This window comes from Sphaerisporangium sp. NBC_01403, assembly GCF_045040145.1.
GTDB classification, from domain to species: domain Bacteria; phylum Actinomycetota; class Actinomycetes; order Streptosporangiales; family Streptosporangiaceae; genus Sphaerisporangium; species Sphaerisporangium viridialbum.
This window is the reverse complement of the sequence record NZ_CP109534.1, coordinates 36,764-61,227: the sequence shown is the minus strand read 5'-3', so window position 1 is coordinate 61,227 and position 24,464 is coordinate 36,764. Positions and strand designations below refer to the sequence as shown.

The 24,464-nt window shown below is 70.6% G+C and carries 23 protein-coding genes; 9 read left to right on the top strand and 14 right to left on the bottom strand.

The window, feature by feature from the left end:
- Positions 1-20: 20 nt before the first annotated feature.
- The gene (locus OG589_RS00240) at positions 21-1,280 is read right to left on the bottom strand and encodes an amino acid deaminase (protein ID WP_405145129.1); all 1,260 of its coding nucleotides are present in this window, start codon (positions 1,278-1,280) and stop codon (positions 21-23) included.
- Positions 1,281-1,379: 99 nt separating this feature from the next.
- On the opposite strand from OG589_RS00240, the gene OG589_RS00235 reads away from it, so the two are divergent.
- Complete coding sequence (locus tag OG589_RS00235) at positions 1,380-1,784, top strand: RidA family protein (RefSeq protein WP_405145128.1); 405 nt, start codon at positions 1,380-1,382, stop codon at positions 1,782-1,784.
- Between the two features lie 36 nt (positions 1,785-1,820).
- Here the strand turns inward: OG589_RS00235 and OG589_RS00230 are convergent, their stop codons facing one another.
- Together OG589_RS00230 and OG589_RS00225 are read right to left on the bottom strand one after the other, a co-directional pair.
- Complete coding sequence (locus OG589_RS00230) at positions 1,821-2,486, bottom strand: potassium channel family protein (RefSeq protein ID WP_405145127.1); 666 nt, start codon at positions 2,484-2,486, stop codon at positions 1,821-1,823.
- On the bottom strand, positions 2,479-3,849 hold the full coding sequence (locus tag OG589_RS00225; protein WP_405145126.1) for a TrkH family potassium uptake protein: 1,371 nt from the start codon (positions 3,847-3,849) through the stop codon (positions 2,479-2,481). The genes OG589_RS00230 and OG589_RS00225 overlap by 8 nt, the downstream gene beginning before the upstream one ends.
- Before the next feature lie 252 nt (positions 3,850-4,101).
- Between OG589_RS00225 and OG589_RS00220 the strand changes: the two genes are divergently transcribed.
- The 3 genes from OG589_RS00220 (at position 4,102) to OG589_RS00210 (ending at position 7,121) form a co-directional block, all read left to right on the top strand.
- Positions 4,102-5,052: an LLM class F420-dependent oxidoreductase gene (locus OG589_RS00220; protein WP_405145125.1), complete on the top strand. Its 951-nt coding sequence runs from the start codon at positions 4,102-4,104 to the stop codon at positions 5,050-5,052.
- Between the two features lie 81 nt (positions 5,053-5,133).
- Positions 5,134-6,057 carry a carbohydrate kinase gene (locus tag OG589_RS00215; RefSeq protein WP_405145124.1) on the top strand — a complete coding sequence of 308 codons (924 nt, stop codon included), beginning with the start codon at positions 5,134-5,136 and terminating at the stop codon, positions 6,055-6,057.
- Positions 6,058-6,245: 188 nt separating this feature from the next.
- The gene (locus OG589_RS00210) at positions 6,246-7,121 is read left to right on the top strand and encodes an alpha/beta fold hydrolase (protein ID WP_405145123.1); all 876 of its coding nucleotides are present in this window, start codon (positions 6,246-6,248) and stop codon (positions 7,119-7,121) included.
- Between the two features lie 149 nt (positions 7,122-7,270).
- Here the strand turns inward: OG589_RS00210 and OG589_RS00205 are convergent, their stop codons facing one another.
- Positions 7,271-7,780 (bottom strand): GNAT family N-acetyltransferase, encoded by a 510-nt coding sequence (locus tag OG589_RS00205; RefSeq protein WP_405145122.1) that lies wholly within the window; start codon positions 7,778-7,780, stop codon positions 7,271-7,273.
- Here OG589_RS00205 and OG589_RS00200 point away from each other — a divergent pair.
- Positions 7,714-8,187: a Scr1 family TA system antitoxin-like transcriptional regulator gene (locus OG589_RS00200; RefSeq protein ID WP_405152247.1), complete on the top strand. Its 474-nt coding sequence runs from the start codon at positions 7,714-7,716 to the stop codon at positions 8,185-8,187. The two genes, OG589_RS00205 and OG589_RS00200, sit on opposite strands and share 67 nt — an antisense overlap.
- Here the strand turns inward: OG589_RS00200 and speD are convergent.
- From speD to OG589_RS00165, 7 genes are all read right to left on the bottom strand, one after another.
- The gene (speD, locus tag OG589_RS00195; protein WP_405145121.1) at positions 8,157-8,492 is read right to left on the bottom strand and encodes an adenosylmethionine decarboxylase; all 336 of its coding nucleotides are present in this window, start codon (positions 8,490-8,492) and stop codon (positions 8,157-8,159) included. The genes OG589_RS00200 and speD overlap by 31 nt on opposite strands.
- Positions 8,493-8,494: 2 nt before the next feature.
- Positions 8,495-9,616, bottom strand: coding sequence for a hypothetical protein (locus OG589_RS00190; protein WP_405145120.1), 1,122 nt, complete (start codon positions 9,614-9,616; stop codon positions 8,495-8,497).
- Positions 9,613-11,046: a class I SAM-dependent methyltransferase gene (locus OG589_RS00185; protein ID WP_405145119.1), complete on the bottom strand. Its 1,434-nt coding sequence runs from the start codon at positions 11,044-11,046 to the stop codon at positions 9,613-9,615. The genes OG589_RS00190 and OG589_RS00185 overlap by 4 nt, the downstream gene beginning before the upstream one ends.
- Positions 11,043-12,149, bottom strand: coding sequence for an NAD(P)-dependent oxidoreductase (locus OG589_RS00180; RefSeq protein ID WP_405145118.1), 1,107 nt, complete (start codon positions 12,147-12,149; stop codon positions 11,043-11,045). Before OG589_RS00180 ends, OG589_RS00185 begins: the two co-directional genes overlap by 4 nt.
- Before the next feature lie 141 nt (positions 12,150-12,290).
- Entirely contained in the window at positions 12,291-13,502 is a 1,212-nt protein-coding gene (locus OG589_RS00175; protein WP_405145117.1) for a M20 family metallopeptidase, read from the bottom strand.
- On the bottom strand, positions 13,499-14,287 hold the full coding sequence (locus tag OG589_RS00170) for a helix-turn-helix domain-containing protein (protein WP_405145116.1): 789 nt from the start codon (positions 14,285-14,287) through the stop codon (positions 13,499-13,501). Before OG589_RS00170 ends, OG589_RS00175 begins: the two co-directional genes overlap by 4 nt.
- A gap of 53 nt (positions 14,288-14,340) precedes the next feature.
- A complete protein-coding gene (locus tag OG589_RS00165) occupies positions 14,341-14,931 on the bottom strand; it encodes a hypothetical protein (RefSeq protein ID WP_405145115.1) in 591 nt (196 codons plus the stop codon).
- 104 nt (positions 14,932-15,035) lie between these two features.
- Here OG589_RS00165 and OG589_RS00160 point away from each other — a divergent pair, with 104 nt between their 5' ends.
- Positions 15,036-15,248: a hypothetical protein gene (locus tag OG589_RS00160; protein ID WP_405145114.1), complete on the top strand. Its 213-nt coding sequence runs from the start codon at positions 15,036-15,038 to the stop codon at positions 15,246-15,248.
- A 700-nt stretch (positions 15,249-15,948) separates the two neighbouring features.
- Here the strand turns inward: OG589_RS00160 and OG589_RS00155 are convergent.
- Positions 15,949-16,119 (bottom strand): hypothetical protein, encoded by a 171-nt coding sequence (locus OG589_RS00155; RefSeq protein WP_405145113.1) that lies wholly within the window; start codon positions 16,117-16,119, stop codon positions 15,949-15,951.
- A 238-nt stretch (positions 16,120-16,357) separates the two neighbouring features.
- Here OG589_RS00155 and OG589_RS00150 point away from each other — a divergent pair, with 238 nt between their 5' ends.
- Complete coding sequence (locus OG589_RS00150) at positions 16,358-17,179, top strand: MerR family transcriptional regulator (RefSeq protein ID WP_405145112.1); 822 nt, start codon at positions 16,358-16,360, stop codon at positions 17,177-17,179.
- Between the two features lie 215 nt (positions 17,180-17,394).
- On the opposite strand, the gene OG589_RS00145 is transcribed toward OG589_RS00150, so the two are convergent.
- Positions 17,395-20,619 (bottom strand): GH92 family glycosyl hydrolase, encoded by a 3,225-nt coding sequence (locus tag OG589_RS00145; protein WP_405145111.1) that lies wholly within the window; start codon positions 20,617-20,619, stop codon positions 17,395-17,397.
- A gap of 352 nt (positions 20,620-20,971) precedes the next feature.
- On the opposite strand from OG589_RS00145, the gene OG589_RS00140 reads away from it, so the two are divergent.
- Positions 20,972-22,429: an acyl-CoA carboxylase subunit beta gene (locus OG589_RS00140; RefSeq protein ID WP_405145110.1), complete on the top strand. Its 1,458-nt coding sequence runs from the start codon at positions 20,972-20,974 to the stop codon at positions 22,427-22,429.
- A 39-nt stretch (positions 22,430-22,468) separates the two neighbouring features.
- The gene (locus tag OG589_RS00135) at positions 22,469-22,678 is read left to right on the top strand and encodes a DUF5988 family protein (RefSeq protein ID WP_405145109.1); all 210 of its coding nucleotides are present in this window, start codon (positions 22,469-22,471) and stop codon (positions 22,676-22,678) included.
- 119 nt (positions 22,679-22,797) lie between these two features.
- On the opposite strand, the gene OG589_RS00130 is transcribed toward OG589_RS00135, so the two are convergent.
- Positions 22,798-24,321, bottom strand: a complete 1,524-nt coding sequence (locus tag OG589_RS00130) for an ArnT family glycosyltransferase (RefSeq protein WP_405145108.1) — start codon at positions 24,319-24,321, stop codon at positions 22,798-22,800.
- Positions 24,322-24,464: the final 143 nt, after the last annotated feature.

Below are 24,464 nucleotides of genomic sequence, written 5' to 3'. Positions count from 1 at the left end.
GCCTGGTCCGGCGGGATGGATCAGAAGTACGTCCTCACGAGATCGACGACCGCGGGGTCCGGTGCGTCGATGTCGTCGACCACGGGGATCAGCGTCCACTTGTCGAACGCCGTGCACGGGTGGGAGAGCCCGAGGCGCACCACGTCGCCGCAGCCGACGCCGGAGCCGTCGCCGAGCGCCAGGAAGGTGAGCTGGTCGTTGAGCGCGGTGACCCGGGCCTCACCGAGGATCGAGCCGCTCCCGCCGCGCACGGCCTGCGGCTCGGGCAGCCCCTCGTCGAACGGCAGGTCGCGCTTGCCCGCGTCGAGCAGCGCGAGCCCCGGTTCCGGCCGCGACACGACCCGGGCCCACCCGTGCATCGCAGGACGCAGCGGCCCGGGCCCGGCGCCGCGCGAGAACGGGGAGATCGCGCGGTAGAAGCCGTCGTCGTGCACGACGTACGCGCCCGACCGCAGCACCACGCGCGCGCCGAGCCCGCCGAGGACCTCCACCACCTGGTCGAAGTACGCGCTGCCGCCCGCGGTGACGACGGGCTCGTCGACCTCGTACGCGAGCCTGCCGTGGAGCGTGGCCATCCGCCTCAGGAAGCCGTCCACCGCGGCGAGGCTCGCCGCGGAGGCGTCGTGGCCGAGCGCGCCCTCGTACCCGGCGACACCGGCCAGGCGCAGCGTGGGAGCGGCCCGCACCGCGCCGGCGATCGCGACCGCCTCGGCCACGTCCCGCACGCCGGTACGGCCGCCCGGCGCGCCCAGCTCGACGCACACGTCCACCGGCCGATCGGTGCCCGCCTCGCGCAGGGCGGCGTCCATGATGGCGACGGAACGGGCGGAGTCCACCCAGCAGGAGAACGAGAAGCCGGGGTCCCCGTCGAGCTGGGCGCCGATCCACGCCAGCCCCGCGGGGTCGAGCAGGCTGCCGGCGAGCATCAGGCGGCTCACCCCGAAGGCCCGGGCGACGCGGAGCTGCGGCAGGTTCGCGAGCGTGAGACCCCAGGCCCCGGCGGCGAGCTGGCGCTGCCAGAGGGCGGGCGCCATCGTGCTCTTGCCGTGCGGGGCCAGGGAGACCCCCGCGGCCGCGACCCAGGCGGCCATCGTCTCGATGTTGTGGTCCAGGGCCCGGCGTTCCAGGGTGAGCAACGGCGTCCCGAAGTCCGCGAGCGAGGGCCGCCGGGAGAGGTACTCCCCGGCCGTGACCCCGGAGGCGTCCAGGGGCGCGGCCTTGAACCGCCAGTCGAGCCGCTCCTCGCGCAGTGCGGCGACAGCGGCGGCGTCGATGGGCACCGGGCCTCCTCTTTTGCGTGGATTGCGCTAGTTTCTACCCGCGTTATCACTGCCGGTCAACGTGACCGGGAAGCCTGGAAGCCGATCTTCGGAGCCGCAATGAGTGACAAGACCGCCGTCCGCACCGACGGCGCTCCCGCGCCCGCGTGGGTCTTCTCCCAGGGCGTGCGCAAGGGCCCGCTCCTGCAGGTCTCCGGCCAGGGACCCCAGGACCCGGGGACGTCGGAGTACGTCCACCCGGGCGACGTGCGCGCCCAGACCCGCAGGACCCTGGAGAACGTCAAGGCCATCCTCACGGCCGGCGGCGCGACCGTGGAGGACGTGATGATGTTCCGGGTCTACCTCACCAAAAGGGAGGATTTCGCCCCGATGAACGAGGCCTACGGCGACTTCGTCAGGGAGAACTGCCCGAGCGGGGTACTGCCCTGCCGCACCACGGTCTTCACCGGACTGCCCAACGAGGCGATGCTCGTGGAGATCGACGCCCTGGCCTACGTCGGCTGACCGCGCCTGACGTCCGCTCAGCCGGTCGACCTCGCCTCAGGTCAGCTCGGCGAAGCGCTCCACCTTCTCGATCGTCCCCGACACGATGATGACGTCTCCGTACATCAGGACGGTGTCCGCCGTGGCGTAGGTGAACTCCTGGCCCTGGCTCTTGACGCCCACGATCGTGACGCCGTGCTTCTTGCGCAGCCTGGACTCCCCGAGGGAAACGCCCACCAGATCCTTCGGGGGGCGGGTCTTGACCAGGGCGAAGTTCTCGTCGACCTCGATGTAGTCGAGCATCCGGCCGGTGACCAGGTGGGCCACCCGCTCGCCCATGTCGTGCTCGGGCAGCACGACGTGCCGGATGCCGATCTGCTCCAGGATGCGGGCGTGCTGGCGGCTGACCGCCTTGGCCCAGATGTTCTCCACCTCCAGCTCGACGAGCAGCGAGGCGGTCAGGATGCTCGCCTCCAGGTCGCCGCCGATCGCCACCACGGCCTGGTAGAAGTCGGGCACGCCGAGCTGCCTGAGCGCCTCCATGTCGGTGGAGTCGGCGGCGACGACGTGGGTGAGGCTCCCCGCGAGGTTCTGCACCACCTTCGGCCGGTTGTCGATGGCCAGGACCTCGGTGCCCCGGCGTACGAGCTCAAGCGCGAGCGAGGTGCCGAAACGGCCCAGCCCGATCACCACCACGGGACTGTCTCTGCTGTACTCAGCCAACGATGGGTCGCTCCTCCGGCAACTCGTAACGGGTGGTGCGCTCGCGCAGCGCGAGCGCGGAACCGAGGGTGAGCGGGCCGACGCGCCCCACGAACATCAGCAGCAGGATCAGCACGTGCCCGGCGGCGGGCAGGTCGGCGGTGATGCCGGTGGACATGCCGGCCGTGCCGAACGCCGACACCGCTTCGAACAGCACCCTGTCCAGGCTGTGCGGCGTCAGCGCGAGCAGCGCGTACGTCGCGACGGCGACCAGGCCCACCCCGAGCAGCGCGATCGCCAGTGCCTGGCGCTGGATGGTCTCGGGGATGCGGCGGCGCCCGACGTTCACCCGCGTCTCGCCGCGCAGCTCGGCCCACAGGACGAAGGCCAGCAGCCCGAACGTGGTCACCTTGATGCCGCCGCCGGTGCCGGCGCTGCCTCCGCCGATGAACATCAGCACGTCGGTGGCCAGCCAGCTTGAGGGGTACATCTGCGTGATGTCGATACTGTTGAAGCCCGCGCTGCGAGGCATGACGCCGGTGAAGAACGCGGCCAGCAGCTTGGCCGGGTCGGACAGCGGGCCGAGCGTCCTGGGGTTGGACCATTCGGTCAACAGGAACACCACCGTGCCGAACACGACCAGCACGGCCGACACCGCGAGCGTGATCCGGGTGAGGATCGACCACCTGCTCGGACGCCGCCACGACCGGAGCAGCTCGAACCACACGGGGAAGCCGAGCCCGCCGATGATGACGGCGACCGCGATGGTGACGCAGATCCAGGGATCGGAGACGAACCTCATCAGGCTGTCGGGCCAGAGCGCGAACCCCGAGTTGTTGAACGCCGCGACGGCGTGGAAGGCGCCGAAGTAGGCCGCCCTCCCGACGGGCTCGCCGTACCCGATCATGAACCGGGCGGTGAGCACGGCCGTGAGGATCACCTCCGACACCAGGCTGAAGACGACCACCTTGCGGACGACCCTGCGAAGGTCGATCATGCTGAGCGCCTTGGTCTCCGCCTGGGCCAGCAGGCTGGCCCGCAGCCCCAGCCGGCCGGAGACCATCACGGCGAAGACCGTGGCCAGGGTCATGATGCCGAGGCCGCCCACCTGGACCAGCCCCACGATGACGACCTCCCCGAACATCGACCAGTGCGTGCCGGTGTCCACGATCACCAGCCCGGTGACGCACACGGCGGAGGTGGCGGTGAACAGCGCCTCCAGCAGGTCGGCCCGCTGCCCGGTGGTCGTGGCGAGCGGCAGGGAGAGCAGCGCCGTGCCGAGGAGGGCCACCAGGCCGAATCCGCCCACGATCACCTGCGCGGGGTGCTGGAAGCGGCCCAGCATGGCTCCGGCGAACCCGGTGCCGCCGCTCAGCTGTGTCATGGGACCGCCGATACGCGGGCACGCCGGGAAACGGGATCGGCGAATGTCACGATCATGGAGCCCCCGGCCGGAACAGTGAGGCGGCGGCATCCGCGGACCGGACACCCCAGCGCATCGATGCACAGTAACAAGCACCTGAAAGCCTGACCAACCGCGCGGCAACCCTCGCGCCCGGCCGGCCGGGCCCGTTTGCCCGGTGCCTCTGGGGTAGGGCCTCCTTCGCACAGGCGAAGCGATGACAAGGAGGCCACGATGACCACCTTCGGATACTTCCTCTCCAGCGAGGAGCACGGTCCCCGGGAGCTGGTGCGGCAGGCCAAGCTGGCCGAGCGAGCGGGATTCGAGGGGCTGTGGATCTCCGACCACTACCACCCGTGGCTGGACGAGCAGGGGCAGAGCCCGTTCGTCTGGTCGGTGATCGGGGCCGTCGCCGAGGCCACCTCGCTGCCGATCACCACCGCCGTGACCTGCCCGCTCGTCCGCATCCACCCCGCGGTCATCGCCCAGGCCGCGGCGACCAGCGCCGTGATCTCGGAGGGCCGGTTCAGGCTCGGCGTCGGCACCGGGGAGGCGCTCAACGAGCACATCATCGACACGCGGTGGCCCCCGGCGGCCGAACGGCTGGAGATGCTGGAAGAGGCCGTCGAGCTGATGCGCAGGCTGTGGACCGGCGAGCTGGTCACCCATCGTGGCACGCACTACAAGGTCGACACGGCCCGCCTCTACACCCTTCCCGACCAGCCGCCGGTCTACATCTCCGGCTTCGGCGACAAGTCGGTCGAGCTGGCCGGGCGCATCGCCGACGGCTACATCTGCACCGGCCCCGACGCCGAGCTGGTGAACAGGTTCCACTCCTCCGGCGGCGAGGGCAAGCCCGTCCAGGGCGGCCTCAAGGTCTGCTACGCCGAGGACGCCGCGCAGGCGCGCAAGACCGTCCACCGCCTGTGGCCGACGCAGGGCATCAAGGGAGAGGCGTCCCAGCTGCTGCCGCTCCCCCGGCACTTCGAGCAGCTCGCCGAGATCGTCTCCGAGGAGGACGCGACCGCGTCCACCCCGTGCGGCCCGGACCCCGAGGCGCACCTCAAGGCGATCAAGCAGTACGTCGACGCCGGATTCGACGAGCTCTACATCAGCCAGATCGGCCCTGACCAGGATGCCTTCTTCGACTTCTACGCACGGGAGGTGCTCCCGCACGTCCGCTAGGCCGATAATGGGCCCGCTGATCCACTCGCCGGCCGCCGGCGCCGTCCGGTCGTCCTCCACGCCCGAGGAGAATCGGATCCCATGAACCAGCACATCACCGTGATCGGTGAGGCCGTCGCGGACGCGTTCGTGATCCCCGGGGACGGCATGCTGGACCTCCAGGTGCGCCCCGGGGGCGGCCCGGTGAACACCGCCGTCGCCCTCGGGCGCCTGGGCACGCCGGTACGGTTCCTCGGCCGCCTGGCGGACGACACCCTCGGGCGGCTCATCCGCGACCACCTCGCCGGCTCGGGGGTCGACCTGAGCGCGTGCGTCACCGCCCCGGAGCGCGCCACGCTGGCGATCACGGCGGTGAACGAGGCCGGGCAGGCCTCGTACGACTTCTACACCGAGGGCACCGCCGACTGGCTCTGGACCGCGGAGGAGCTGGCCGAGCGGGCGCCGTACGACGCCCGCTGCGTGCACGCCGGCTCGCTCGCGCTGGCGCTCGCGCCCGGCGGGCCGCACATCGAGCGGCTGCTGGAGGCCGTGCGAGCCCAGGCCACGATCTCCATCGACCCGAACGTGCGCACGGCCCTGGTGCCGGTCTCCACCTACCTCGAAGCCCTCCCCCGGTGGGCGCGGATCGCCGACATCCTCAGGCTCAGCGACGAGGACCTGGCCCACCTTGGGCTGTCGGCGGAGGAGGCCTTCACCACCTGGCACGGGCACGGCGTCCGTCTGGTCGTCGTGACCGGCGGCACCGGCGACGTGCACGCCTCGCTCGACGGCGTGCGGATCACGGTCCCGGCCGTCGAGGTGGAGGCCGTCGACACCGTGGGCGCGGGCGACACGTTCACGGCGGGGCTGCTGCACGTGCTGGAGCACCGAGGACGGCTGGGCGGGCGCCTGCCCGACCTCACCCCGGCGGACGTCGAGGCCGCCATCGCCTTCGCCGTACGAGCCGCCGCCGAGACCTGCAAGGTCCCCGGCGCCAACCCCCCATGGGCCCACCAGCTCACCTGAACGCCCGGCCAGGTCCATTCCGCCCGACTTAGGCGGATGCCGTGCCGCGGTCATGGAGCGGTGAGACGCGAGATGCCACCTCCCGGCTTGGACCGCTGTAAGGGAGGCGGATGCCGCCGCCCGGGCTGGAGCGGTGAAGCGGCGGGTCGGTACGCTCGCACGGAGCAGGACCGTGAAAGGGAGTGGGCATGGCCACCGAATCCCCCCAGCCGCTGGACATCCCCGTCGACGGAGGCGAGCTGCGCGCGCTCCGGTGGGGCACCGGGGACGCCGTCATACTGGCGGCTCACGGGATCACCGGCTCCGCCGCCTCCTGGCAGGCGGTCGCCGGGCACCTTCCCGCCGGATGGTCACTGATCGCCGTCGACCTGCGCGGCCGGGGCGGCAGCACCGACCTGCCGGGGCCGTTCGGCTTCGACCGCCACAGCGCCGACCTGAACGCCGCCGCCCACCACATCGGCGCCGGGCAGTACGTGCTGACGGGCCACTCCATGGGCGCGTACGTCGCGCTGCTCGCCGCCGTGCGAAGCCCGGAACCGTACCGCCGTCTGGTGCTCGTCGACGGCGGGATCCCGCTGCCCGTACCCGAGGGCCTCGACCCGGACGTGGTGATGCGGGCGACGCTCGGCCCCGCACTGGCCAGGCTCAGCCGGACCTTCGACTCCGTCGAGGAGTACTTCGACTTCTGGCGCGCCCACCCGGCGTTCAAGGACTCCTGGAGCGACGACCTGGAGTTCTACCTGCGGTACGACCTCACCGGCGAGCCGGGTGCCCTGCGTTCACGCGCCCAGCCCTCAGCGGTGCGCGCCGACGGGCACGACCTGCTGAGCAGCGGCCAGAAGATCAACGAGGCGCTGCGCGCGCTGAAGCTCCCCACCGTGCTCCTCACGGCCCCCAACGGCATGATGGGCGACCCCCCGCCGTTCCTGCCCCCCGCCCTGGTCGCCGAGGCCCAAGCCCAGTCCCCCAGCCTGGACGCCGAAGTCGTCCCCGACACCAACCACTACACCATCCTCTTCAACCCCCCAGCGGCCCAAACCGTCATGAGCCACCTGACCACCTGACACCAGCGACCGGCGGCAGCTCACGTACCCCAGCGCCGCCGGAGCCATCCGATCGCGGCCCGACGAGAAAGCTCCCGCCGTTCCCGCAGGTGCGGCGCGTGCGGGAGCCCGGGCCGCGCGGCCGTTCGCGACAGCCCTACCCACGCCGGTCAGCCGTGGGTCCATTCATGGGCGAGGAGGCTCATGGTCAGGGATGACCACCACTCGCCGTTCACCAGCGTGACCTCGCGCTGGACGCCTTCGCGCTGGAAGCCGAGGCGCTCGTACAGGCGGATGGCGCTCGCGTTGTGGGTGTACACGCCGAGGTCGACGCGGTGGACCTTCATCTCCTCGAAGGCGACCCGGAGCGCGGCCTGGAACATCGCCGCGCCGTATCCGCGGCCACGAGCCTGCGGCGAGACCAGGACCATGCCCAGGCGGGCGGACCAGCGTCGAGCGTCCGGCTTGAGCGAGATCTGGCCGACCGGCGTACCGTCCGCCTCGGTCGCGACCAGCGTGTGCCGGTCAGGGTCGGCGGCATGGAAGGCGACTAGCTGATCGGGGTCGAACGGCCAGGAGAACCCCGCGTTCCCCGACCACGTGGTCAGCGCCTCTGCTCCGTCAACCCAGGACGCGACGGTCACCGCGTCACCCGCCTCGAACGCACGCACATCGATCATCCGCCCATGTCTACCAGCCCCCAATACAACCCGGCGAACCCCACCACCCCGATGCTTACCCTGGCCTCGCCGGACCTCTCGTCATCGCCAATTTCGACGGAGGCGAGGTCGTCCATGTGGACAATGCGCTGAGCGGCGATGTCATCGAACGTGCCGCCGATGTGGCAGCCCTCAAACGCCTGTGGGAGTCCCTGCGGGCCGAGGCATGGCCTGAAGCCGGGCGGGTTCGACCGCGCGGTCGGCGACCCGGTACCGGGTGGGCGCCCAGCCCGCCGGGGCGGGCCGCGGCTTGGAGGGGACGGTCAGGTGCAGCAGGACGGGGACGGCCTGGTGGTAGATGGCCGGGAGGTGCGGGAAGGATCCGGCGTGTTCTGCGCTATTCAGGCGCGAGCCGTGGCACACGCTGAGCGTTTCGCACCTGCCCGCCCAGCGCGGCGAGCAGGGGGCCGATCGCTTCGTCCGGGTCGACGTCCGCGCGGCAGGTGAAGACGTCCAGGTGCGCGAGTCCGCTTTCTGGCCATGTCGACACGAGGATGTGTGATTCGGCCAGGACCAGTACGCAGGTGGCGCCGTGCGGCTGGAAGGGTTCGATGAGCTGGGTTCGGATCGTGCAGCCCAGCAGCAGCGCGGTGTCGCGCATCGCTGCCATGAGCTGCTCGCCCGACAGCGTGGCGAGGTCGCAGCCGGTCATGTCGTAGACGGCGTGGATCATTGTCAGCTTCCGTTCACGCGCGGCTGAGCGGCGGTGAGCAGCGTACGCAGGTAGTCGACGGTGTAGGACCGGTGCAGCCGGCGGGGTTCGGCGGCCCAGCGGGTGACCTCGTCCCAGATGGTGAGCAGGACGTCCTCGCCGTAGGTGTCGAGCAGCACGTTCAGGTCAAGGAACAGCTCGGGCAGGTCGGCGTAGGCGCCGTGGGTGACGTACAGGGTTTTGGACAGCTTGCCGCCGGTGTAGTCCACGATGAGCGGCGTGAAGATCGAGATCGGCCAGTCGCGGGGCGGGACGCCGAGCGTGGCCAGGGCGGGGGCCAGCACGTGCGCGTGCCAGGCGCCTCCCCAGTCGGCGCCGTCGACCGACACCGAGCACGCGTCGTAGAGGTCGCGTTCGGCCGCCAGCAGAAAACCCTTCTGGATCGAGCGGACGGGGGTGTTGGCGTCGTACCAGCCGCCGCCGTCGATGTGCACCAGTTCGCTGTAGGGCCCATGGACGGGGCATCGGCTGTCCAGGCGGACCGCGCCGGACAGGGCGGTGATGCGCAGGCTGGCCGCGGACTTCTCCAGCAGCCGGCAGGACGGGCAGCGTGGCCGGATCCGCACGACGCCGTCGCGTGGGGCGACGATGGGAGCGAAGTCGCCGAGCTGGTAGGCGATGCGGTGCAGGCATTCCCGTACCGGGCGCAGCCCCTGGTAGACCTGATAGGCGCGGAACTCATAAGCGATCCCGGAGCGTTTGCTCGCCCAGGTCAGCAGCCGTTCGAATCCCGAGAGGCGCTCTGCGGGGTCCAGGGCGCCGGTGTCGATGAGGTCGCCGACGCTGCGCGTGTAGACCTCGCCGTCGATCCGCACGTGTTCGGCCGGTGCGTTCTCCAGGCTGTCGAACACCACGACCGCGGGCAGGCCGAGAACGTCGGCGGCGTGGGCGGTGAACGCGAACACCGTGAGCATGGTCACGACGGTGCCGAAGTGGGGGACGCCGTTGAGTTGCGCGGCGGTGGTGACACGCAGCCGGGAGCGGCCGGAGGCGGCGGCGCGCAGCAGGTCGGCGTTGTCGCCGGTGAGGTGGGCGATCCCGACCGGGGCGAAGATCAGGCTGTCGCTGGGGTGCTGGCGGGTCACGCTGTCCTCCCTGTGTAGATCCAAACGGCGCAGAAATCCGGGTCGGCAATGATCGGCTCACAGGTGAGCAGGTGCGGCGTGATGCCGCACGCCTGGAACGCCTGCCGGTAGAGCTCCTCGGTGAGCTCGACGCGGTCTGCGGCCGAGGTGCTCACCCAGTTGGCGCCCGCGCACCACCCGCCCAGCTGAAGCGGCGCATGCACGGTCTCCCAGGCGGCCAGGAACGCCTCGGGGGTGGCTGCCAGGCCGAGCAGGCCGAATTGCGTGACTAGCTCGACGCTGCCCTCGGCGATGGGCAGTGGCCGCCCGGTCAGGCAGTCGGCGCGCAGCGTCGCGGCGAGCGACCGGCAGCGGGCGGTGAAATCGTGCTCGGTGCGGCCGCACATCTCCAGCACCGTCCGGTAGGCGGGCCGTGGCCGGCGCGCAGCCGCGTACGCGCGCAGCCGCGCGAGCCGGTCGGTGTCGAGGTCGACGGCGATCAGGTGCTCGGCTGCCAGGGGGATCGACCACAGCAGCGATTCGGAGCCGGCGCCCGCGTCCATCCACGTTCCGACCGGCGGGAGCGTATGCAGGGCCGCGACGATGGTCTCGGTGCCCAGCCCCGTGACGAACTCGTCGTTGTAGTACCGGTCCCAGTATTCGCCCGCCTCGGCGACCGTCCGCGTTCTCCACGGGATCCTGGTGGCGGGGAGGCGGGCCAGGACCTCCGCCGACCGCTGCGCGCCGTTGTCGGCCGGTAACCGGTGCGCCACCTGGAACCCGGCGGCGGTCAGCGCGTCGTGCAGTTCCTCGGCGGTGAACAGCCTGAGGGCGACCTGGTGATCGTAGAGGTGTTCGTCGCCGCGGGTGAGGGAGAAGTCGATGAGCACCCGGTCTCCCTGGTGGTGCTGGCGGCGCAGCCGCACCAGCTCGCGACCCTCGGCGTCGCGCAGGCGCCGGTCGGGTTTCCACTGCCCGTCGGGCAGGTCCGGGTCGTAGAACCCGCAGCCGCCGCTCACCCGATCGCCGTCCACGAGCAGGACCTGGGCCAGTAGCAGCCCACCGGCGGGCAGTACGCTCGCCGCCGCGGCGAGCACCCGCCCCAGGTCTGCGTCGGCGGCGAGCTGGTTGAGCGCGGCGTTGGGCATAACGACCACATCGACCGGGCCGACCTGCTCGGCGGGCAGGTCTTCGATGCGGGCGCACACGGTGCGCAGCGACTGCCCGGCCGCGACCGGCCGGGCGGCGGCCAGCATGGCGCGACTGGCGTCGACGAGCACCACCCGGGCGTCCGCGGCGGCGTAGACGCGCAGGAAATGACCCGTGCCGCTGGGGATCTCCGCGACGGTCGTCCCGGAGTGCAGCAACCCGCCCAGCAGCCGCGGCGGAGCCACGCCGGCGATCTCGGCGGGGTAGGTGGCGGCGCGCTGCTGGTAGCCGCGGGCGGTCACGGCCGGTTCCGGTAGAACTCGGTGTGCTGGAGCAGCGCCGGGTGGACGAGCTTGCCGTCCTGGACGATGACGGCGGCCTGCAGCGCGGGGTCCTGGTGACCGAGTAGCGCGGCGCGGGCCAGGCGCACCAGGTAGGGGGCGGCGTTGCCGGTGTAGGCGGCCGTGGCGGTCACCGGCACCAGCGCGGGCCAGATGTCGACCTTGACGTGCAGGATGCCGCCGACCAGGCGCGGCGGATCGCCGGGCCGTTGCACGGGCCCGGCGGCCGGCAGGTAGCCGGGGCCGTACCCGCAGGTGGCGTCCACGATGACCGCGCCGGGCCGCATCAGCGCCAGGTCGTCGGCGCTGATCATGGCAGGGGTGTCGTAGGTCGACACCAGGATCGCGCCGATGACCAGGTCGGCGTCTCTCAGGCAGCCGAGCAGCGTCTGGCGGGTGTTGACCAGCACGCGAACGTCGGCCGGGGCGGATCGGGCGTAGGCGTTGCGGGAGGCTTCGCCGCTGGTCAGCACGACCACGTCGGCGCCGAGCGCCGCAGAGGCCCGCGCGGCCGCGGCGCCCACGTTGCCCGAGCCGATGACCACGACGGTGGCCGGGGTCGCGCCGTCGATCCGGCCGAGCAGCACCCCGCGGCCGCCGGGGTCCTGTAAGGCCTGTGCGCCTGCGAGGACCGCCTGCACGCCGGCGATCTGCCCGCCCGGCCGGCCCAGCGGGAAGTGGCCGTCTTCCTGGACGAACTCGTAGCTCCACGCCGTCGCCCCGCACGCCTGGAGCGCGGCCATGAGCTCGGCGTCGCCCTCGGCGTGGAACAGCGCGCCGATGTGCTGCCCGGCCGATAGGCGGCCCAGGTCGGTCGGGTCGGGGGACTTGTAGCGCAGCACCAGCGGCGCCGCCCACGTTTCCTCTGGGCGGGTGAAGCGGACCCCGGCCGCAGCGTAGGCGTGGTCGTCGATGAACACCCCCTGGCCCAGGCCCGGCTCGGCGATGACGCCGAACCCGGCGCCGGTCAGCGCGCGGGCGACGTCGGGGGTGCAGATGGTGCGGCGTTCGGGTCCGCTTTCGCGGGGGAACCCGACGGTCAGGTCGGACGGGCGAGACTCCATGGGTGGTGCCTCCCAGACGGGTGTTGGCTTGCCGTAGGGGAACCATCACTCACAGGCACGGGGTCCGGCCAGCGGCCGAGCTGTCACGCTTTTGTCCACCCGTTGTCGACGCGCTACCGACGCAACCGCGGTTCCCGCAGGTCAGTGCGCTCCGAGCAGGGTGAGTAGCGCGTGGTGATAAGCCGCGTGAACCGCCGGGATCGAGGCGATGCGGATCCGCTCGTCGGTGCCGTGCAGCCCGGCGTAGTCGACGCCGAACCCGGCGGTCGCCTCGATCCCGAGCCCGGCCAGGTAGTTCCCGATGTTCGACGGTCCCGCGATCTTCGCCGTCGTGTTCAATCCGACCGCGTGCGCGGCCTCCAGCAACGCCGTCTTCAACGCCGAGCCGGGGCCCAGCCGGTAGGCGGGCCACCGCGTGGTGATCTCCACGTGCGTCGGCTCGGTCCCCGGCCAGAGCGCGTCCACCCCGGTGACGCAGCCGCGCAGTAGTTTCTCGGCGGCCTGCTCGTCCAATGCCGGGGTGAGACGGATATCGACGTTGAGCGTGCACAGGTCGGGGACGACCGAGAAGCCCTCGCCGCCGTGGATCGCCGTCACGGTCAGCTTGGCCGGCAGCGGGAAGTCCTCCCCACCGGTCGACGGGAGAGGAACCTCGCCCAGGGCGCCGATGAGGACGGCGGCCTTGGCGATGGCGTTGGCGGTGGTCTTGCTGGCGCCCGAGTGGCCGGCCACGCCGTACACGTGCACCCGGGCCCGCAGCACCCCCCGCCCGCCGGTCACCACGTGCTCGCTGCCGGGGTAGCCGATCATCACCCCGTCCACACGGTCAGGCGCCTGCGGGCCCTGGAAGTAGGCCTTTGCGCCGCCGAACGCCCCGGTGTGCTCGTCGACGTCCAGCAGCAGCACCACGCCGCCCCGCAGCCGGTCCCGCTGCGCGTGCAGCCGGGCGAGCACATGCGCGAAGATCGCCACCCCGGCTTTGGAGTCCGACGCGCCGCGCCCACGCAACCAGCCGTCGGCGAGTTCCCCCGACAGCGGCGAATAGGACCAGGCGGCCTCATCACCGAAGGGGGCGGTGTCCAGGCAGGCATCCAGCACGTACCGCGGCCCGGGACGCCCGCCCGTCACCTCACATGTCAGCGCGACCGTGGTTCCGCCCGGTTCGGCGAGCCGCCGCACCGCAATCCCCCGCTCCGCCAGCCATGCGGCCACGCGGTCAAGGATCGGGTCATAGGCATCGATGCCGCCCCGGCTCGGAATGCGCACCAGGTCACGCGCGAACTCCACCACCGACCCAAGGTCCCGCTCCGCCGCCGCCAGGACCGAGGCGGCATCCGGCCGACCGGCGCTCACGCCCGCTCCTGCCCGGCGCGTACAACCGCCAGGTCGCCGATCTGCTGGAGCGTCTCGATCCGCCGGGACGCCGCATACGCCTGACGGCCATGATCCAGCAGCCGAAGCGCCTCACCCGCGCCCAGCATCACCCCCGAGTCGAACGCCTCAAGAGAGGTCAGCGAAGGAATCGGCACGACGGCCTGCCGTTCGCTCGCGCAGAAGAACCGCTCCGGCATCCCCTGACCCTCCTCCACGATCCCCACGTGCAGCGTCTTGACTGCCAGACTACGATCATGGGGATCGCGCAGCGCCAGCAGCCGCAGCAGGTGATCCATCAGGACCTGGTGGTGCGGCGGCCCGAACAGCACCCGGTAGTAGACCAACGCCGGCCGCCGCTCAAGGGCGGACTCGACCGCCCGCAGGTACGCCTCGTTCCGAGATCGGGACCCCATGATGACCAGGCAGTCCCGGGCCCCCTCCACCGTGGCCACCATCGCCCGGTGAAGATGCGGCGGGCCCACCACAAGCTGAGGCGCCGCCCGCTTGCCCAGGTCCTCATCCTGGTAGGCGAACAGCACCGTGGCCGACATCTGGTAGATGTCGCACAGCGTCTTGCGGTGAGCGAGGCTGGTGGCATGCCGGCCGAGCTCCCAGCCGCTGACCATGCTCGGTGTCACCCCCGAGTGACCGCCGGGCGCGCGCAGATCCATCTGCTCGACGACGTCTTCCAGGGTCCAGGTGCGCGCCAGGCGGGCCCTGCGCAGCGGGGTCGGCTCCCTGGGGTCTTCCAGACGGCGGGCCACTACCCATCATCTCCTGGCTGGACGGCGCACGCGCGGCAGCCCGTGTCACGGTGTCACGGATGCTGTATCGACATCTCCCGAATCGGCGCCCCCGAGGTGACCTTCTCGCAGATGCGCAGCAGGTCCAGATTGGCGGGGTTGCGCAGCCTCAGGTATCCCTGCGGAGGATGCCACGCCCCGAGCTCGGCGCGAAGCACCTGCGCCGACACACCCGTGTACTCACGCACCCGCAGGATCGGAATCGCGTACGCCTGTTCCAGATCCCGGACGTACTCCAGCACGCTCACGCCGTTGCCCGGCCGGGCCTGGTCTGCGATCGCGGCGATCGCCTCGGGGCTGTCCACCACGGCAGGGCCCAGGTCGATGACCGCCCCCAGGCGCGACGCCGGCGCGTTCAGGTACACGTACCATCTCGTGGCCCTGCCGGCGACGAACCGCCGGCGGAACTCATGTCGCTTCAGCCCCTGCCAGATCAGCGCGTAATACTCCTCGTACAGCGCCATCAGAACGGGCTCGGCATCCAGGGTGTCGTCGGTGTCGAACAGGGTTGCCTGCACCAGGTCCTCCAAGCTGAGCGGGGCCAGCATCATGGTGCCGCCTGGCCGGCAGCCCGGCAGGCGAATCTGAAAAGCCTTGCCGAACACGCGGGGGCCGAACCACGGCTGGGCGCCGGGCCTCACCCCGAACAACCCCATTTCTTGGGACAATAGACGCAAGGGACTCCCCACTCGCCCCGATCCTTCCCAAGGTGAACATCTCCAAGACCGCGCACCTGCCCGTGTCGCTCGCCGCCGACGAGCTGCTCCGCGACATCACCTACGTTTGGCCGATCGCCCAGTCGGTGCCTGACGACGAGCGGTGTCGCCAGCCGGGCTCCGCGTTCCGGCATGGCCTGGCGGCACCCGAGGGCGCGACCCGTTTCGACCAGATCCTCGCCATGCTCGGCCGCTCCCCCGCCTAAGGCGGGGATGGACAGCGGGACAGCAGGAGGGCGGACGGCGGGACGGTTGTCCGCTTGGGTGGTGCCGTGGAGACCTTGCTGGGATGGGTATCGGTAATGTCGGTGAAACTTATAACGGGATAGGCAGGTCAGAGCTTCCTTCATAAATCGGAGCACGGTCTGGAAGGTGAACCGCTCGGGTCCGTGCCACCAGCCCCAACGAAGGCGTGCATGATCCCCCAAGCTGACTTGCGAGCAATTCAGGGATTACGTGAACCTGGTCCACACCGAGGCGACCAATAGAATTCGGCCGGTCACGCAGTGATCATCTGCACAGGCCGGCAGGGTAACGGCTTGAGCAATCGATTGAGATACCGGTGATATACCGAATAACGGCACCTTCACGGTGTAGTGAGATCGCTCAGAGCTATTTTGGGGCCGGTGGCACGGACCCGAGCGGAGTCCGTCAATACGGGGGTCCGGTCCGGCGTCCCGATGCCGGGAGCCGGGGGTCCGGTTCCGCCGCCGACTGGCGGCGGGGTACGAGTGGCTTACAGGCCGAGGCTCGGCCGGGTCCCGGAGACCGCCGACCAGGCACGATACCGAACGCCAGGGATCACCGGCGCAGACCTGCCGTGAGCTTCGCCGCTCGTCCTGGCCTGGCTAGAGACCCTTGTGGGCGTGAGTTCCGTGTCGGCGCCTCGTCACTGAAAGTGTCAGCTCAGGCCACGTGGGCGGGGGCGATGTCCCAGCTGATGTCACCAGACGGAGCAGCGTCCCAACTGATGTCGTCCGCGCTGGCGGCCGACGCCATCGTCAGGCTCGCGCCGAAGAATGCCCCGGCGGCGGCCAGGGACGTAACGGTTCTCTTGAATTTCGCGAGTGCCTCCATGACTGTTAGTGAATGGAAAACACCACAACGCGTTCCCCTAAACGGTTGTACATCACGAAGGATATGGATCTTTACTTATGTCCGGCAACACCAAGATAGGCGACCCTTAATCGTTAGGTGGCTTCAGAACCGGGAGCGAGGAGACCCGCCGGAATAGTTAGGCGGCTTCGGAAAGCCGGGGACATGCTGGTTCATGCTTGACCCTGACACTGTGTGAGGGCGTAGATCTGGGAGCGTCATGTTCAATATTGGAGAATTCGCCAGGCACGGTCGTGTGTCGGTGCGCATGTTGCGGCACTACGACGCGATCGGGCTCCTGCGGCCCGTCCACGTGGACCAGGCCACCGGCTACCGCTCGTACGAGGCGCGGCAGCTCGCGCGGCTGAACCGCATCGTCGCGTTGAAGGACCTCGGGTTCACCCTCCAGCAGGTGCGGTCCATCCTGGACGACAAGGTGAACGTCGAGGAGCTGCGCGGCATGTTGCGGCTGCGCCGGGCCGAGCTGCAGTCGCAGATCGCGAGCGACACCGCGCGGCTGGCCCAGGTCGAGGCGAGACTCCAGATCATCGAAAGGGAGGGCGCCATGCCGGCCGAGGACATCCAGATCAAGCGGATCCCCGGAGTGCGGGTGGCCGAGCTCACGGGCATCGCGGCGGGCTTCGAGCCCGAGTCGATCGGCCCGGTCATCCAGCCCCTGTACGAGGAGCTGTGCCGCAGGCTCGACCGGGCCGGGGTGACGCTGAGCGGTCCGGCCATCGCCTACTACGAGGACTCGCCGGACGGCGAGGGGATCCTGGTCCACGCCGCCATGCCGGTCGGCGTCGAGCCCGGTGGCGACCACGACTTCGCGATCGTGGACCTGCCCGAGATCGAGGAGGCGGCCACGATCGTGCACCGCGGCCCCATGGACGACGTCATGCCGACCGTCCAGACCCTGGCTCGCTGGATCGACGCCAACGGCTACCGCTCGGCCGGTTACAACCGCGAGCTCTACATCGAGTACGGCGAAGACAGAGACGCCTGGGCCACGGAGCTCCAGGAACCGATCACCCGGACCTGAACGGTAGTCCCGCCGGCTCCCACGCTCACCCTGCTTCAGGCGTTCGCTCTTGTCCTGCGGCTCCGGGGATCCGCGCACCTTACCCGGCCGGCAAGGCGTCCGAAAAGGACCCCGCGGAGGGCTCGCGCCCCCCGCGGGGTCCTCGATCATTCGCGGTCCGGAAGAAGGCCCACGATCACCCGCGGTCCGGAAGAAGGCCCACGATCACCCGCGGGTCAGGAGAAGGCCCACGCGAAGATGTGCAGCGAGCCGCCCTCGACCGGTGAGAACTTCACGCTCTTCACCTTCTTGCCCGCGGTCAGCGCGATCGGCTGGGCGGCGAAGACGAACGTGCTGAGCGGCTGAATCTGCCAGGAGCCGGAGTACAACTGGTAGGGCGCCTGGGCCACGATCTCGTTCCCGTAGCTGGGCGGGCTACCTCCGTAGTTCAGCATCCAGTCGCTGAAGCCCAGCTTGGCCGTGCTCGTCGAGCCGTCGGTGTAGGTGATCGTCGTGTCCACCAGCGGCGCGGTGTTGGTGCCCGACCCGAGGAAGGCGAGCTTGGTGGCCCCGTCGGGCGCCGCCATCTCGATCGCCTGGCTCCCCGTCACCAGGTTGTCCCACTCGCCGAGCCTGCGGTTCGGCCAGGTGAACTGGAAGCCCTTCCAGTCGACCTTGCCGCCCGGCCGCAGCCCGGCTCCCGCGAGCGCCTGCGCCGGGTAGCCGAATCCGGCTCCGTCGAGGTTGGCCTGGCCAGGTTCGGCCTCGTCGCCGATGCCGGCGTTGTTCACGTACCAGTCGATCGTCCCGCGCTTGGCCACGTTGAGCCGCACGCCGGTGGTCTGCGCCGTGGAGACCGAACCCGAGGACGTCGGCTCGGTCGCCGTGATCGGCACGGTCTGGAACCCGACGCCCACGCCGGCGCCCACGGTGATCCTGAGCTTCACCGTTGCCCTGCCTCCGGCCGGCACCTGGAAGGTCCCACTGGCGGGTGAGACGGTGATGCCCGCCGGCGGCTTCGCCTCCCACTTCAGCGACACGGCCTTGGTCGCGGACTGCGCGGCGAACAGCGCCTCGAAGGTGCCGCCCGGCTCGACCGGGCCGCTGCCCGGGTCGGCGCCGATGAGGTACGGCTTCGCGCCGTCGTTGAACGACGGCGGCGCGTCCTTCGCGTCGGCTCCGAAGGTGGTGTTCGGCGCGGTGCCGAGCGTGAAGTCCAGCCGGCCGCCACCGGTGGCGAACGACTCCGGCAGCCACGCCTTGGTCGTCCGCACCCCGTTCACCTTGAGCGTCTGGACGTACCTGCTGGCGGAGCCGGGCGCGTTGATCTCAATGGCGCCCCCGTCCCTGCTAATGGTGATCTTGTCGAACAGCGGGGTGTTGACCAGCAGTTCCGCCCTGCCGGGGATGGCGGGGAAGATGCCCATCGCCGACCACACGTACCAGGAGCCCATGGCCCCGAGGTCGTCGTTCCCCGCCAGCCCGTCCGGGCCCGGCTTGAACAGCTCCTGCTGCACCCGCCGCACGAGGTCCTGGGTCTTGTACGGCTGCCCGGCCCACGCGTACAGCCACGGCGCCGGCATGGCCGGCTCGTTGCCCATGTAGGCGTAGGGCTCCTTCGGACCGGCGTTGAGCTTCTTGAAGTATCCGTCGAGCCGGCCGGCCGCCTTGGCGTTGCCGCCCATGACGTCGAACAGCCCGCGCGGGTTGTGCGGCACCAGCCAGTGGTACTGCGCGCCGTTGCCCTCGATGTAGAGGTCGGGGTTCGCGGGGTCGAAGGGGGAGGTGAACGACCCTTCGGCCATGCGCGGCTGGATCCAGGAGTTGGCCGGGTTGTAGATGTTCTGCCAGGCCTGCGAGCGCTTCATGAACTCGCCGGACGTCGTCGCGTCGCCGAGACGGGAGGCGAGCTGGGCGAGCCCGAAGTCCGCGACGCCGTACTCCAGGGTCGAGGAGGGGTCCGCCGGGACGTACCCCTTCGCCATGAACGCGGCGTTGCCCGGCCGCTCGTCGTACTTGGCCTGCGGGTGGCCGATGTCCATCGGGCCGACGCGCTTGGCCGCCGCGATCATGGCCTTCAGGACCGTGGGTGCGTCGTAACCGCGCGCCCCGAAGGCGTACATGCTGGAGATGATCGAGTGGAACGGGTCGCCCACCATGACACCGGTGACCGCGCTCTGGTGCGACCACCGGTCCCACACGTTTCCGATCGACTGCGCGTTGTCGTACATCGACTGCGCGATGTCGCTGCCCACGTCGGGCGCGAGCAGGGCGAGGAGCTGCACCTCGCTGCGGTAGATGTCCCACCCGGAGAACGTCGCGTAGTGGTGACGGCCCGCGGCGACCTTGTGCGGCTTGTTGTCCATCCCGGTGTACGTGCCGTCGTTGTCCTCGGCGACGTACGGCTGCAGCAGGGAGTGGTAGAGGTTGCTGTAGAAGGTGCGGCGCTGGTCCAGGGTGCCGCCGGTGACCCGCACCTGGCCGAGCCGCTTGCTCCAGGTGGCCCGGGCCTTCTGCGTCACCTGGTCGAGCCCGTCGGTGCCGATCTCGGTCCTGACGTTGTTCCGGGCCCCGTCGACGCTCACGTACGACAGTCCCACGCGCATCTGCACCGGCCTGGCGGAGTCGAACTGCAGGTAGGCGCCCGACCCGGGGCCGTTCACGACCACATCCTGGGCCGTCACGGTCTCGCCCGTGACCTTGGCCTTGGAGGCGTTCCTGACCGTCTGGACGCCGGGGAGCACGGCGTCGTCCTTCCACGTGCCGGAACCGGTGACCGGCTGGTCGAAGGTGGCGGAGAAGTAGACCCTGTAGCGCATCGGGGGCCCGCAGAACCCGCCGGTCTGCACCCAGCCCTCGACGGTGTTCCCCGTGATCCGGGTCTCACCGTCGTCGATGCCGTTGACCGAGCCGCTGGTGTTCAGCAGCAGCGTGCCGGGCTTGCCCGGTGGGAAGGTGAACCGCCCCACACCGGCGCGCGTGCTCACCGACAGCTCGGCCTTGACCCCAGTGTCCAGGGTGGTGCCGTAGAAGCCGGGCGACGACTTCTCGTTCTCATGCTTGAACGTCGGCACGTAGTCGTCGCCATGGGTGGCCGGCGACCTGCCGATCGTCCCGGAGATCGGCATCACGGGGAAGTCCTGCGCGCCCGTGCATCCGGGCCCCGAGATGTGGGTCATGGAGAACCCGCGCAGGCGGTTGTCCTCCCATTTGTAGCCGCCGCCGGCGTTCGCCACCGTGTCGGGGCTCCACTGCATCATCCCGAACGGCAGGACGGCACCGGGGAAGTTCATGCCCGCCCCGCCGCCGTGACCGAAGTCGGGGCCTCCCTCCTTGGTCCCCAGAAAGGTGTTGACCAAGGCGGCCGGATCTTCGTCGGGGGTGGACTGGACGACCGCGCCCCCCGGAAATGCCGTCGCGGCCAGAACGGCGGCGACTATCGGTAACGACCATATGGACAAGGCACGTCCTCCAGGCAGTGAGTTCACGTCATAGAAACATGAACGCGAATCACCAGAGGGCGTCAACCTGCAGAAGTTCCGGCCACAAGTTGCCACCGCGGCACGCGGCGGCCTGTGAGGACGGCCTTCCCGCGCACCCGGGGCCACCCGTCGCACCCCATCCCACCTGGTACGACGTCCCATCCGCCCTCCGGAGAGAACGTGGGGCGAACCCCCGGGCGAGGGCCGGGAAAACGGGGCCAGGGGCATCGGTCAACACGATTCCTACACGAACAGGGGTTGGCTCGCATCGATAACTGCGGCAAATTCGGCACTATTACCGGTTGACTCCATACAGCAGGGGAATTCAGCGATGACTGTCCTGTCCACCATTGCGGTCGAGAAATCCCCGGCTCAGGAGATCGACGGCCGGGCACCGTCGGTACGCCTCGCGCGGCTGCTCGACCCCGGCTCCCCCGTGCCCCTCCACGGCGACGACGACAGCGGTGTGAGCGCCGTACGCGGGCTGGTGGACGGAGCCCCGGTGGTCGCCTACTGCACCGACGCGACGCGCATGGGCGGCGCGCTCGGGGCCGCCGGCGCGACGCACATCGTGGCGGCGATCGAGGCGGCCGAGCGCATGGGGTGCCCGGTGGTCGGCCTGTGGCACTCCGGAGGCGCCCGGCTGGCCGACGGGGTCGAGTCGATGCACGGCGTCGGGCTGATGTTCGCCGCCATGACCAGGGCCTCCGGCGTGATCCCGCAGATCTCCGTCGTCCTCGGGCCCGCGGCGGGAGCCGCCGCCTACGGCCCGGCGCTCACCGACATCGTCATGATGGCCGACGCCGCCCGCGTCTTCGTGACGGGTCCCGACATCGTGCGAAGCGTCACGGGCGAGACCATCGACATGGCGGGGCTCGGCGGCCCCGAGACGCACGGCCCCAAGTCCGGGGTGGCCCATGTGACGGTCGGCGGCGAGGACGAGGCGTACGTACGGGCCCGCCGCCTCGTCGGGTTCTTCTCCCGGCCGGGCACCTTCGACCTCACGCGCCTGCGGGAGCACCGGGACCACCGGGACCACCGGGACCTCGGAGCGTTCCTCCCCGAGTCGCCCCGCCGGGCGTACGACGTGCGGCCGCTCGTCCACGCCATCATGGACGCCGACGAGGCCGGGGTGGTCTTCGAGGAGCTGCAGCCGCGCTGGGCCGCCAACCTCCTGGTGGGGCTCGGCAGGCTCGGCGGCAGGTCGGTCGGCGTGCTCGCCAACAACCCCATCCGCAAGGGCGGCTGCCTGGACTCGCTGTCCGCCGAGAAGGGCTCGCGCTTCGTCCGCATGTGCGACTCGCTCGGCGTCCCCCTCGTCGTGCTGGTGGACGTGCCGGGCTACCTCCCCGGAGTCGGGCAGGAGTGGGGCGGTGTCGTCAGGCGTGGCGCCAAGCTCCTGCACGCCTTCGCCGAGGCCGTCGTGCCCCGGGTCACCCTGATCACCCGCAAGTCCTACGGCGGGGCCTACATCGCCATGAACTCCCGCTCGCTCGGCGCCACGGCGGTCTTCGCCTGGCCCGGCGCGGAGGTGGCGGTGATGGGCGCCGAGGCGGCGGTCGGCGTCCTGCACAAGAAGGCGCTCGCCGCGGCCCCCGAGGACGAACGGGACGCGTTGCGGGCGCGCCTGGTCGAGGAGCACCGGCGGGTGGCCGGCGGCGTCGAGCGGGCGATGTCCCTCGGGGTCGTCGACGAGGTGATCGCGCCCGCGACCACGCGGCTCCGGCTGGCGGAGGCCCTGGCGGGGGCGCCGCATTCCCGGGGACGCCATTCCAACATTCCGCTGTGAATATCGAGCGGCGGAAACACACCCGAAGGAGGTGCCACCGTGTTTCAGATCGGAGTGGTCCTGGTAGGCGGCCCGTCATACCTGCCCACCGATCAGCGAATTCAACGGGTCACGACCGTCGCCGAGACCTTGAAATTGCCCGTCGGCGGAGGATACGAACACTTCAGCCATCAGGGCGAGAGCACGGAAATCGACGGCGTCGATTTCCCGGTGTTCCGCTGGTTCATGCGCACCGCCATAGCCGAATGACGTTCGGCCGCTGGTTCGCGCGCACGACAATAGCCGAATGACGTTCGGCCGTTGACGGCGGTAATACCGGAATCCCCACCGCGGAGAACGGCCACGTCAGAACATGACGTGGCCGTTCGCTAGAAGTGGCGGAGCATGGGCCACAGGGTGGACCAGGGGGCGTGCGGGCCCGAGCACAGCTGGACGACGTCGTCCTGCAGCTCGTTGCCCAGCTCGAACCCGAGGTCGACGCGCTCCGCCGGCCGGCACTCGCCGAAGAGCCGGGGAAGCCGCAGGTTGTCCTTGTAGTAGACGAGCACCACAGGCCCGTCGGCGGAGTCCGGCGGCGGGCCCCACTCGTAGTAGCTCATGTGGGCGGAGTACGCGGGCGGCAGGCCGTGGCCGGGCCCGTACCGTGCGATCGCCGCGGCCTCGCCGTAGTTCTGGGCGAAGACGACGGCCCGCGAGCGCTGCTCGGACGGGATCCGCCCCCAGACGCCCGCGACGGTGGACGCCAGCGTGGGCCAGCCCACCTGCTCGCCCTGCTCCCTGTACATCGCGCTGACCACGCGCACGGTGTCAGGGGGCAGCACCGGCAGCACCACGACGATGTTGACCAGGGCGGCGACGGCGATCACGGCCGCGAGCACCCGGCTCCGCCGCCCGGCGGCCGCCCAGCGGACGACGCTCGTGGCGCCGGCCGCCATCGCCACGATCAGCAGCGGCAGCACGTAGTAGGACTTGCCACCGAAGATCGGCACGACCACCACGAGCAGCGGGACGGCCACCGCGAACGGCCGCGCCCACCGGATCGCCGGGTCGCGCCACAGCCGTACGAGCCCGGCCGCCCAGATCGGCACGAACAGCGGGGAGAGCTGCACGAGCAGGAGTGGCACGAACATCAGGCGGTTCTCGCCGCCCTCGCGGTCGCTGATGCCGGCCGCGACGGTGAACTGGGGCCAGCCGTGCGCCGCCGCCCACAGAAGGTTCGGCGACGCCAGGACCAGCGCGACGACCGCCCCGGCGAGGAGCCACCAGGTGCGCAGCACCCGCCTCGGCCCGGCCGCCAGCACCGAGACCAGCAGCGCCACCACCACCAGGGCGACGAGCTGCTTGTTGAGCAGGCCGACGCCGATGGCGGCGCCGATCGCCAGATACCAGCGGCCGTCTCCTGTGCGCAGCAGCCTCAGCACCAGCCAGCTGATGACGAGCCACGCGAGCATGTCGAACGTGGCCGTGGCGACCAAGTGGCCGAGCCCGAGGACGATGCCGGAGGTGGCGGTGAAGACGGCCGCGAGCAACTGGGCGCGCCGGCCTCCCCCGAGCTCCCTGGCGACCAGCGCGACGACCACGACGGTCAGGATGCTCAGCAGGGTGCCGACGACGCGTAGCCCGACGGGAGTCTCGCCGAACAGGGCGGTGCTCGCCCGGGCCAGCAGCGGGGTCAGCGGCGGCTGGTCGATGTATCCCCAGGCCGGACGGTCTCCGGCGACCATGAAGTACAGCTCGTCACGGTGGAACCCGTAACGGCCGGACAGAGCTGTGAGCAGCGCGGCGAGCGCTGCGGCGACGACCGCGACCGGCCCAGCCGCGAACGGCGGCAGTCCCCCGGGACGGTCGTCGTCTTCGTCCGACACCGATGTGTCGGAGTGCGCGATAGTCATGACAATTGAGCATGACAGCAGACCGGTGGGTTGTCGTCAAGCTCGGGTGCCGAATCGTGGCCCAACCGATGGCCGGTTCTTTCAGGCCACTTCTTGCCACAAGCGGGCCCATCATCTCCAGGGACCGTGGCGGTAACCTCGAT